Annotated in this window: 9 protein-coding genes and 2 pseudogenes; 2 read left to right on the top strand and 9 right to left on the bottom strand. The window is 53.7% G+C overall.

Annotated features, from left to right (window positions below; genetic code table 11):
* Positions 1-32: 32 nt before the first annotated feature.
* From tauD to GTGU_RS06905, 4 genes and pseudogenes are all read right to left on the bottom strand, one after another.
* Positions 33-884 carry a taurine dioxygenase gene (tauD, locus tag GTGU_RS06890; RefSeq protein ID WP_038155213.1) on the bottom strand — a complete coding sequence of 284 codons (852 nt, stop codon included), beginning with the start codon at positions 882-884 and terminating at the stop codon, positions 33-35.
* Positions 881-1,708 carry a taurine ABC transporter permease TauC gene (gene tauC, locus GTGU_RS06895; RefSeq protein ID WP_038155215.1) on the bottom strand — a complete coding sequence of 276 codons (828 nt, stop codon included), beginning with the start codon at positions 1,706-1,708 and terminating at the stop codon, positions 881-883. The genes tauD and tauC overlap by 4 nt, the downstream gene beginning before the upstream one ends.
* The gene (gene tauB, locus GTGU_RS06900; protein WP_038155216.1) at positions 1,705-2,472 is read right to left on the bottom strand and encodes a taurine ABC transporter ATP-binding subunit; all 768 of its coding nucleotides are present in this window, start codon (positions 2,470-2,472) and stop codon (positions 1,705-1,707) included. Before tauB ends, tauC begins: the two co-directional genes overlap by 4 nt.
* A 10-nt stretch (positions 2,473-2,482) precedes the next feature.
* Positions 2,483-2,899 (bottom strand): annotated as a pseudogene (locus GTGU_RS06905) (type 2 periplasmic-binding domain-containing protein); the annotation flags it as partial.
* 200 nt (positions 2,900-3,099) lie between these two features.
* Here GTGU_RS06905 and GTGU_RS06910 point away from each other — a divergent pair.
* Positions 3,100-3,279 carry a hypothetical protein gene (locus GTGU_RS06910; protein WP_038155217.1) on the top strand — a complete coding sequence of 60 codons (180 nt, stop codon included), beginning with the start codon at positions 3,100-3,102 and terminating at the stop codon, positions 3,277-3,279.
* A gap of 242 nt (positions 3,280-3,521) precedes the next feature.
* On the opposite strand, the gene GTGU_RS06915 is transcribed toward GTGU_RS06910, so the two are convergent.
* The 5 genes from GTGU_RS06915 to GTGU_RS06925 all read right to left on the bottom strand — a co-directional run bounded on the left by GTGU_RS06915 (position 3,522) and on the right by GTGU_RS06925 (position 6,103).
* Positions 3,522-3,905: a Mor transcription activator family protein gene (locus tag GTGU_RS06915; protein WP_038155220.1), complete on the bottom strand. Its 384-nt coding sequence runs from the start codon at positions 3,903-3,905 to the stop codon at positions 3,522-3,524.
* The gene (locus GTGU_RS06920) at positions 3,902-4,330 is read right to left on the bottom strand and encodes a gp16 family protein (protein ID WP_038155222.1); all 429 of its coding nucleotides are present in this window, start codon (positions 4,328-4,330) and stop codon (positions 3,902-3,904) included. Before GTGU_RS06920 ends, GTGU_RS06915 begins: the two co-directional genes overlap by 4 nt.
* A complete protein-coding gene (locus GTGU_RS26530; RefSeq protein WP_072011923.1) occupies positions 4,320-4,535 on the bottom strand; it encodes a hypothetical protein in 216 nt (71 codons plus the stop codon). The genes GTGU_RS06920 and GTGU_RS26530 overlap by 11 nt, the downstream gene beginning before the upstream one ends.
* Entirely contained in the window at positions 4,532-4,696 is a 165-nt protein-coding gene (locus tag GTGU_RS26535) for a hypothetical protein (RefSeq protein ID WP_245609590.1), read from the bottom strand. The genes GTGU_RS26530 and GTGU_RS26535 overlap by 4 nt, the downstream gene beginning before the upstream one ends.
* Positions 4,697-5,146: 450 nt before the next feature.
* Positions 5,147-6,103 (bottom strand): arsenic resistance protein, encoded by a 957-nt coding sequence (locus tag GTGU_RS06925; protein WP_038155223.1) that lies wholly within the window; start codon positions 6,101-6,103, stop codon positions 5,147-5,149.
* 731 nt (positions 6,104-6,834) lie between these two features.
* On the opposite strand from GTGU_RS06925, the pseudogene GTGU_RS25320 reads away from it, so the two are divergent.
* Positions 6,835-11,250, top strand: a pseudogene (locus GTGU_RS25320) (autotransporter outer membrane beta-barrel domain-containing protein); the annotation flags it as partial.
* Between the last annotated feature and the right edge of the window lie 164 nt (positions 11,251-11,414).

Here is an 11,414-nt window from a genome sequence, read left to right on the forward strand (position 1 = left end):
AGCGCTCCTCTCCACCGGGAGAGGAGCGTTTTTCAGCCGGCCCGATAGAACGGTTTATCGCCAAGAATGGTGGCCCGGTGCATGATCCGCCGCTGCGGCAGGTAATCCGCATTGGCGTAGTGTTGCGTTACCCGGTTATCCCAGATGGCGAGATCGTTCGGCTGCCAGCGCCAGCGCACCTGAAATTCCGGTTTGGTGATATGCGCAAACAGGAAGCTCAACAGTGTGTCGCTCTCTTTCTGTGTCAGGTCAACAATTCGCGTTGTGAATCCTTCATTGACGAACAACGCCTGCCTGCCGCTGACCGGATGCGTACGCACCACCGGGTGCAGCAGCGGCGGGTTTTTCTCCACCGCCTCCAGCCAGCGCTGATGCTCCGCGTCTGTCTTGAGGTATTTATATTCCGGGAACGATTTTCTGAAATCGTGCTCAGCCTGTAACCCGCTTAACAACCGCTGAAGCGGCTCAGAGAGCGCGTCAAACGCCGCAATGCCACTGGTCCACAGTGTATCGCCGCCTGTGGTAGGCAACGCTTTCGCGGCGAGGATCGCACCGGCAGGCGGCGTATCAATAAAGGTGACATCCGTGTGCCAGTTATCATTGTCCGGCGGATTGTCATTGTGCGTGTCCAGCACGATGATCTCTTCCACACCCTCGGCGTGAGGATACACCGGGTGAATGTGCAGATCGCCAAAACGCAGCGCCAGCGCACGTTGTTGTTGCGGGGAAATAACCTGCTCGCGCAGGAAAATCACCTGATGGCGCAACAGCGCATGATACAACTGCTCGAACTGGTTATCGCTCAGCGGCCGGCTGACATCAATGCCAGAAATCTGTGCGCCAATATACGGTCCCAGCGGGGTAATCGTCAGACGTTCACTCATGCTATTTCTCCATGCCAGGGCGTCAGGCGACGTTGTAACGCGCGCAGCCCCAATTCTAATACAAAGGCGATCACCGCAATCACCGCGATCCCGGCCAGCACCACATCGGTTGCCAGAAATTCCCCCGCTGATTGCACCATAAAACCCAGCCCACGCGTGGCGGCAATCAACTCCGCCGCTACCAGCGTTGACCAGCCAACGCCAAGACCAATGCGCAAACCGGTTAAAATTTCAGGTAATGCGCCGGGCAAAATCACCAGCCACAGAACCTGTAAGCGGCTGGCCCCCAGTGCCTGCGCGGCGCGGATACGCACCTGCTGCGCGCTTTTCACCCCTGCCAGCGCCGACATTGCCACCGGCGCGAAAATCGCGAGGTAAATCAACAGGATTTTTGACGTCTCGCCAATGCCAAACCAGATCACCATCAGCGGCAAATACGCCAGCGGCGGCACGGGGCGATACAGTTCGATTAACGGATCGAGGATCCCGCGAATCGTTGGACTGAGCCCCATTGCAATCCCGACAGGAATACCGAGGACGACCGCCGCCAGTAGCGCCACCAGAATTCGCGTCAGGCTGGCCGCCAGATGCTGCCACAGCGTGGCGTCCATAAAGCCCTGTGACCCGGCGATGGTGATCAGCTTCTGTAACACCTGCGCGGGAGGCGGCAGAAACAGCGGGCTTATCAGGTGCAGCGCCGCAACGCCCCACCACAGCGCCAGCAACACCAACAGCGTGGCCGCGCTCAGCGTTAACTGACGGGAAAACGGCCAGCGCCAAGCCACAGGCAGACGGCGTGGTTTATCGTTGATCACAATACTCATGAGAAAGCCTCCCGCTGTTCGAATACACGGCTCAGAACGTATTCACGTCGGGCGATAAAATCAGGATCAGATTTTATGCTGCGGCAGGATTCTCCGGCGACAAAACGGTGAGCAAAATCCAGCGACAGGCGCTCCAGCACCCGTCCCGGGCCTGGCGACAGCAACACCAGTTCCGTCGCCATAAAAATGGCCTCTTCGATATCATGCGTAATCAGCAAAACCTGTTTGCCAGTCTCGTGCCACAGACGCAGCAGCAGAGTTTGCATCTGCTCACGGGTGAAGGCATCAAGCGCACCAAAAGGTTCGTCCAGCAATAATAATTGCGGGTTCGCCGCCAGCGCACGCGCAATGCCGACGCGTTGACGCTGGCCGCCGGAAAGCTGCCAGATGTAGCGTTTTTCCGCGCCTTCCAGTCCGACTCTTTTCAGCATCTGACGCGCGGTCTGCTGGCGTTCCGCCTGCGCGACACCCGCCAGCTGTAATCCCAGCGCCACGTTATCCTGCACGTTACGCCACGGCAACAGTCCTTCATTCTGAAAGACCACACCGCGCTCCGCACCAGGCCCGTTAACGGTTTTTCCGTCAAGCTGGATGCTACCGGTATCGTAAGGCAAAAAGCCCGCAATCAGATTTAACAGCGTGGTTTTTCCGCAGCCCGATGGGCCAAGCACCACCAGCAATTCGCCGCTATCTACCGTGAGGTTGATATCGTCAAGCGCGGGTTTACCGCCGTACCGGGCTGATAAGTGAGACACCTGCAGCATCATGCGCTCCTTATTTTACAAAACGGTCAGTAACGAACTGGCTGTAATCGCTGGCGACAGCAGGGACTTTCCCCTGTTCTTTCAGGAACTGCGCGGTATCCAGAATCGCTTTATTCACCGGGCCTGAGAGCTGCTGGATCTGCTGCTCCGTCGTGAGATAGGTGTTCCCTTTCACCAGCCCCGGTACATCCGCTTCTGGCACGCCGCTCAGTCGTGATAATTTGTTCAGGTTGTCCGGCTGTTTCAGCCATTCATCCGGGTTTTCTATGTAAGGACGTTGCGCGTCGATAGCGCTTTTCGCGAAGGCTTTCACCACGTCAGGATGCTGTTCGGCGAAATCTTTTCGTACGACCCAGACATCCAGTGTCGGTGCGCCCCACTGCGCGACTTTTGCGGAGTCGGTCAGTACCGTTCCCTCTTTCTCCATGATCAGACGTGAGATAAACCTATGGGAAACCGTGAGATAATTATGGGACTTTAAGGGAAGAGTGTGGATTTCGTGGGATACTTTTTGTAAAAGGGTTACGGTATTTGAAAATGGAGACTTACTAATAATCCACTTTAACATCGGCGCATCTGCAATCTCAATAGTATGTGCCGGAAACCAAAACCCACATGGAGATACACATGGACAATAACACGTTAGAAACTCTTTTAGTTGCCCAGGTCGCCACTTTGGCCCATCAAATCAAACAAGCCAAAGCGGCGAAGGGTATATCAACAACAGACACTTGTGTTGGTGAGGCTGTCAGGCTGATGGCTAATCAGCGTTCTGAAATCCTTCGCAAGCTCGCTGAAACTCGCTAGATCCACAATCAACGAGCATTGTCGCGTCAATCATAAACTCGCACTTACGCAGGATTAGGCGGGCTTGCCCAACAGGTAACCCGCCCAGATGCTGCTTGATAATATCTAACGCCAGCCTGGATGCATCTGAATCTTTTAATGCAATACTACTGTAGTTGTTGTTTTGCATGGGCGTAATCCTCTTTAAAGTTGGCACAGGTAACATGATTTATCAGAAAAGAAAAAATGGTTATTAAACGCCATTAAACACTGGTGTCAGCATCTGACTCGCCATCGAACAGCTTGCCTTGCATCCGATCCAGTTCTTCTCTCTTTACCCGCTTCACAACGCTGTAAATCCACTGTAGTGAAACGCCAAACTTGCGGGCCAGTTCGTGATGGTTGCGCCCGTCGAACTCCAGGAAGATTTCCCGGTCGCGCTGGCTGACCTTCCAGACCATACCCATCGGGAAATACACGTTCTGCCCGCCCCAGACCTGCATCATGCGGTTGGCTACTGCCTCGCCGATTTGTTCAGCCACTGCGATGTCAATCTCGATGATTTCACGCACTGTTGTCGCAGTATGCTGGGCAAGTTCCACCAACAGTTCCGGCCCTTTACTACGAAACTGATTCAGGTCGCTCATTGCTTCACCCCCGCAGCTCTACGCTGCCACTTCTTCAGTTTCTCAATAACGCTACTTGCCTGCTCATTGCTGAGCCAGCGTAACGCGCTGATGCCCGTTTCCCGTTTAACCCACAGAGACAACGCCTGCTCTGAACTGTCACGGACGACGCCTGCCGCAGCCATTTCAAGCCATAGCGCACGGATTTTTTTTGACTGCGGATGGCTATCCAGCGGTAAGCCGGACCCGGCTTTCCCGGCAGGCTTAATGCGAAAGCCTTTCTTTTTCATGGATTCGAGCACGTGGTTTAGCTGTGGGATATCCATCCCTTTGGTTGAGGCTTTGCCGGTCAGCCCCTGTAACATCTGGCGGTAGGTATCCTCATCCATCTTGAGATCGCTGCGGGCAATATGAATGAGTTGAATAAGACGCTGTTTATTCATCATCGCCACTCCTTTTACCTACACCACCGATATAATCAACATATAAAGGGAGCGCTACAGGCCAGCACAGGAACATAACGGCCCAACTGATCCAGTGCCAAGCACCGCTATAACGTGAGTAAAACCCTGAACGACGGTGCAGTTCAGCGGTACACCACCCCACGAGACCATACCAGAACAGAGCACATACAATAGATTCAGCCATCATAAGCCACTCCCCAGCTTACGCTGTTCCTGCCCGCTGACAGGCTGATGTAGCCGGACTTTTTCCCCCTCTCTGTAACCGATATGGCGGGACATAACGGCTTGCGCCTGGAACGTCAGTAATGCCAGTGTAGTGATGATTGAAAAACGCGATGTGAATCCCATAGTGTCTGCCCCTCATATTGTTATGAAAGGCAGTATTTCCGGCGGAAGGCTATTTGATAAAGGAATTAAAACTTCTGTTTAATTCCAAATAGTTTTTAGAAAAAAAACAGAAAACCTTAGCGATTAACTGCACAAACGTCACGCTCAGCCCCGCACCAGATGCAATTTTGCTCTGCGGGCACTCAGCTTTGGGTGAGACGTCATTATGACAAACAGAAACGGTCGCCAGGCCATAAACACCTCCAGCATTGTTTAATGCTAATGCTGTACGCTACAGGCGCGCTTCACCTTCAGCACAACGTCGTAACGCGACTCTGTCAGGTAATACTTGTGCATCAATGAAAAAACAACTGTTAATCCCCTCGAAAAGTGCGTGAAATTTTTAGCACTTATGTGAGGGACTTCACGTTCAAAATATACAATGGATGAAGCACATATTGTATGTTGTAACTATTCCCGACCCAACCGCGGCATCACGCGGATATAAATAAGCTCAGTGACCAGCTCCACCAGGGTTTGCGTGACAATCACCGCCGGGAGTACTGGTATCGCGCCGGGAACCGCCAGCGCCAGCGGCAGGATCACCAGTGAATTTCGCGTCCCGGCGCTGAATGCCACCGCCCTCCCTGCGGCAGTTTCCAGCCGGAACAGGCGGGTTATACTCCAGCCGAGCAGCGGCGCGATGATGGCATACAGGAGATAGACCGGCACAACATGCAGCGCAGCATTTACTGAACTGCCCATCTGCGGCACAACCGAAACGACCACGACAAACAGTACCAGCGCCGTTGCTGGCACAGGCAACAGGCCGAATGTGTCGCTCACGCGTGAACCATGCTCGTTCCCCTTTGCCCACCACTGAACCAGTACAGCGGCGGCAAGCGGAACGGCAATCAGCCATAAAAATGCATGGAGAAACGGCTCTGGCTGGGCATACTCTGCCGCGCGCTCGCCGAGAAAAACGTTGAGGTATAGCGGTAACAGGAGGATTTGCACGATCAGCAATGCCGGTGTCGCCGCCAGCAACAGGCGCGCGTCCGCACGTCCGAGTTGCGAAAAGGTCACAACATAATCGATGCACGGGCATAGCAACACCAGCAGCACGCCGAGATGCAGAAAAGGTTCATCCGGCAGCAGTATAAGCAGTGCCGTCACCAGCAACGGTATGGCGATAAAATTGGTCAACAGCAAGGCAGCCAGAAAACGCAGTTGCGTTATAGCCTTGCCGAGTTCGATGATCGGCACCTGCAAAAAGGTGACAAACAGCATGAAGGCCAGCGCCGGATTCACCAGCCACATGAGACGTTCCGTTCCTGGCACCAGGAGCGCGACGAGTACCGCAACGGCAACCGCCGTGAAATAGATAAAGACCTGACGCTGTTCCAGGGTATCGCGTAACTTTCCCATATAAAAACAAAGGCTACCGGTGAGTTAACAACAGGAAACATCATACCGGATTCGCGCGATGGATTAATCATTCTTACGTTTTGCGCGCTGTCTGCAACTGTCATGACGTGACGCGTAGCGCAGACACGGTACTGAAAGCGAAATTTGGAATGAACGCGTCATTCTGATACGTCAGGTTTATGTCTGCAGTATGTGTCATTGCACTGAAGACATTTTGCAAAAAGCGCGAAGCTCTATTTTTAAAACAGAGTTTTCGCATAAAATCCTGGCGAACAGAATAAATGTCTTATTTTCTGTCCGGCATGGCTTAAATAAAATAAGAAATAATTAAAGCTGTAAAATAAGCAACATTAAGAGTTTAATAATTTCAACAACTCAAATACGCTGTTAACGGCTCACTGATTGATAGTTTCAAGCATTGACAGACAACTTGCCTGATGTAAAGCTGGACGTAATAGCTTATATAAAGATAACTACACAAACGCCCTTCCGCCAACCGTGCATTAAAAATGGCACATGAAGCGTCGGGCCGGCTTTTCAGATATATTCTCTGAAGCCATTTGGTATTATTTTTATTATAGACCAGCAAACCGTTTAAAATTTCTTATTATGTCGAAGAACTTCACACATACCATGAAATAAAAAAACAGCGCAACCCGCCCTTTTAATATAAAAATCATGGATATCAGGGAAGTGTAAACAGATTACGAGCGTGCAGGATGAACAAAATATTCAACGTTATCCGGAGCGAAGCCACTGGCGCGTGGATCGCGGTACCCGAGTTTGCGAAAGCCCGAGGGAAACGCACGCGTCGTCGTGCACTGACTGGCTTATCGGTGGCGGTAGCTCTTTTAGTATCAGCACTGACCGGAGCCGCGCCGTCATTCGCCGCGACAGTGACCATCGCGGCGGGCGACAGTGTTTATCTTTCGCAAATCTATGGTACTGGCACGACTCAGACAACCCGCTTATCTGATCTCATTTTTAATGGCACCAGCACCACACCCGCGACACTCATCGTCGATAGCAATACCGCGCTGGGCTCCGACAGCTGGCTGTTCAATGCCACCGGCTACGCCGTCAACCGTATTACCCTGAATGGAACCCAGCGGGCAGTCATCCGGTTGCAGGATGGCATCAATATGACAGTAAGCAATTCTGTGGGAGGGATTGTTTCCGGTACGACGACGACTTCGGGTATCGAGTTTGTGCTCGGAAATGGCAGTCAACTGAGCTTTGTCAATAACCATGCTAATAATGGCTATCCTGGCCTTATCACCTCAAATTCGGATATCGTGTTTCGCGGTGAGAATGGCACCGTCATTTTTGATAACAACAGTGCGTATACCTATGCTCCTGCCATTGACACCATGTATAGCGATGTCATCGTCGAAGGCAACGCCACGATGACCAATAATATCAACTACGGTATTGCCGGTGGTGTCATCCGGACACATTACACGGGAGATATTATTTTTAGCGGTACTGATGCCATGATTATTATCGGTAACAACAGCGCAATCAGCTCGGGCGGCGCACTGTTTTCCGACGGTAATGTGCAGTTCTATGGTAACGCTGACATTTATGGCAACCGGGGAGTCAGGGATACTGCTGGCGCGATTGTCGCCCAGACCGGCCTGGTGATGGTCACTAACGGCATCGATGGCATCAAAGTCCATAGCAACTATTCCAACACCCAGTATGCGGGCGCTATTCTGATTGGCAATGGGACGAGCTACACTGGCGGTTCTCTGTTGCATGCCAAAAACAGCGACATTCAGTTCTACAACAACTTCACCAATGTCGGTACCGGTTCGACACCGAATCTGACAAATGCGATTGCCAACGCCATCAATATCCGCCAGCCGAACGGCACCCTGAACATTGCCGCCGAAGCGGGACGCCAGGTGCTGTTTCGCGATCCGATAACCAGCCTGGCCGCCAACGGTGCGGTGGTGAATGTTGTGGTTGGGATCAACACCACCAACGGCAGCGATGCAACTAACGGTAAAGTAACCTTTACTGGCGAAGATTTCACTGCCGGTTCTCAAAGCACCCAATCGCGGATTTACGCCAACACCACCGTCTATGGTGGTGAACTGGAGCTGAAAGACAATGCGCAGTACGGCATGAATACCAGCAGTACCCGTTTCACGTTGCGGGATGGCGCGACATTAGTATCAACGGGGACGACAGCGAACACCGTGAATGTGCTCGCATCAGGCACAATGAATTTCGCTGATGGTGCAGTAATTAAAAGCAAGGGTGACAGCAAGTTACAGCTCAACGCCAGTAACCGGCTAGTGGGTGCCGCTGCGGATGATACGGTCACGATTGAAACAGACGGGACCGATCAACTGACGCTCGGTGGCGTCCTGTCCGGCCTGGGGAAACTGGAAAAGATCGGCACGGGTGTTTTGGCGGCGGGCAATGCTAACCAGTATCTCAACACTGGCGGCTTCAACCTGGCGGAAGGGACGCTGAACGCGCAAAACCTGCTGCAGACTTTCACCGCGCTGGATGTCCAGTCCGGCGCATTGCTGACCATGGGCAGCAGTGGCGCGAACCTGGCGATCACTGATCGCGCCATGATTGCCGGAACACTGGAAAACGTTCAGACACTGACCAAATCCGGCAGCGGCGATCTGCAGATCGCGAACTCGGTGGACGCTAATCGTTTCAATATGACGGGCGGCACGCTGAAAATTGATGCAGGTAAAACGTTAACTATCGCGACTGACGCGACGCTTGGCGATAGTGTCGCCACACAGGTTGATATCGCCAGCAACCCGGCACTGAGTGCCGATACCCTGGCTCTGACAGGAAACAATACGCTGGATATCACTGGTTATGCGCCGCAAACCGATGAGAATGTCTATACGCTGGTCAGCACGCAGAACGGCATCAGCGGTGATTTTAGCTATACCGTCGCCGGGCAGGCGTTGCAGGATTATGTCGATATCGACCACTTCCTGGTCGGCTGGGCGAGAAAAGATGACGCCGGTAAAAACATCATCGCGCAGTTTGATCTGGTCTGGTTCAACGCGGAAGACAATAGCGCCCACGGCACGTTTAACGTGACGGACGGCAACAGCTTCACTCCGGGCAAAGCGCTGACGGATAATCTGACTACCACCGCGTATGGTTACGGCTGGGACGGTAAAAGCCTCACCAAAACCGGTGGCGGCACTCTGATTTTTTCCGCTGTTAACAACTATACCGGCAGCACTACTGTCGATGCGGGAACACTGCGGACGGATATTGCCGATACCCTGAACAGCAGCAGCGACATCATCGTCAACAGTGGTGAGCTCGATCTGAACGGTAACGACCAGCAGGTTAACCGCCTGAGCGGCAACGGCGGCACGGTCTCGCTGAATGGCGCGACGCTGACTGCGGTTAACGCCACCGATACTGATAGCACCCATTTTGCAGGCGATATCGTCGACGGCGAGGTGATAGGTGGTCGCTTCATTAAAACCGGTGACGGCAGCCTGACACTGGCGGGCCAGACCGGCTGGACCACCGATACCAAACTAAATGCGGGCGAGCTGATTCTCGACGGCGTTAACGGCGGCGCGCAACTGACCAGTAATATTACCGGCAACAGCGGCACCCGTCTGACACTGCAAAACGGCGCGACGCTGACCGGCTGGATCGATCCGACTGATATGGATATTGATGCTGACAGCCGCTGGAATATGACCGGCGATTCACTGGTCAACAACCTCACCAGTGGCGGGGCGATCGCGTTCTCCACACCAACAAATCATGATTTCAAAACCCTAACCGTTGAAGGCAACTACACCGGCAACGACGGGGTGATCGCGATGAACACCGTACTCAGTGGTGATGATTCGCCGACAGACAAACTGACGGTTCAGGGCGATACCGCCGGCAGCACCCGGGTTACGGTAAACAATGTCGGCGGCACCGGCGCACAGACGGTGAACGGCATTGAGCTGGTCCATGTGGACGGCAACTCTGCCGGTAACTTCGCCCTGACCACCGGCACCGTGGAAGCAGGCGCTTATGTCTATACCCTGGCGAAAGGCACCGGTACTGCAGCGAAAAACTGGTATCTGACCAGTAAATGGACCGGCAGTGTGACACCGCCGGACGATCCGGTACCGCCAGTCGATCCGGTCAAACCACCCGTGGTTGACCCGACCGCCCCTGACGCACTGCGTCCGGAAGCGGGCAGCTATATCAGCAATATCGCGGCAGCCAACACGCTGTTTAACCACCGCCTGCATGACCGCCTCGGTGAACCGCAGTACACCGACAACGCCACCAGCATGTGGATGCGTCACGTCGGCGGCCATGAGCGTTCCTCTGCCGGTGACGGCCAGCTGAAAACCCGGAGCAACCGCTATGTGCTGCAGCTGGGCGGCGATATCGCACAGTGGAGTTCCGACGGCCTCGACCGCTGGCATCTGGGCGTGATGGGGGGCTATGCGAATGAGCACAGCAACACCCGAAGCCATCGTGCCGGTTACGGTTCAGACGGCCGTGTCAGTGGTTACAGTGCCGGTCTGTACGGTACCTGGTACCAGAATGACGCGGACAAAACCGGGGCGTATGTCGACAGCCGGATGCTGTACAACTGGTTCGACAGCAGCGTGACCGCAGAAAACCGTGACAGCGATGAGTACAAGTCAAAAGGACTCACCGCCTCGCTGGAAGCCGGTTACACCCTGAAAGCCGGAGAGTTCACCGGCAGCCAGGGGACGCTGAACACCTGGTATGTCCAGCCGCAGGCGCAGGTCACCTGGATGGGCGTGAAGGATAAAACGCACACCCGCAATGACGGCACCCGCATCGAAACGGAAGGCGACGGCAACATTCAGACCCGTCTCGGCGTGAGAACATACCTGAACAGTCACCACAAAATGGATGACGGTAAACAGCGTGAGTTCCGGCCGTTCGTGGAAGTGAACTGGATCCACAACACCGAAGCCTTTGGCGTGAAGATGGACGGCACCCGGGTCAGCCGTGACGGCGCCCGCAACCTGGGTGAAATCCGCACCGGCGTGGAAGGCAAACTGAACGACCGCCTGAGCGTGTGGGGCAACGTGGGTGTGCAGATGGGTGACAAAGGCTACAGCAACACCCAGGGCATGCTGGGGGTGAAATACAGCTGGTAATCATCAGTCAATAAGGAATTGGGATAGCACCGCCTAAGCGAAATTTTTCTATGGGGAAATGTTTGAAGTGGTGCCGGTAATAGGAGTAAAACGTACCAAACAATTCATTGTATTTGTTACGTTTTACTTTTTATAATTTTCAAGATACCCGAATTGATACCCGT

Origin of the sequence: Trabulsiella guamensis ATCC 49490, assembly GCF_000734965.1 — a bacterium.
Lineage (GTDB): Bacteria > Pseudomonadota > Gammaproteobacteria > Enterobacterales > Enterobacteriaceae > Trabulsiella > Trabulsiella guamensis.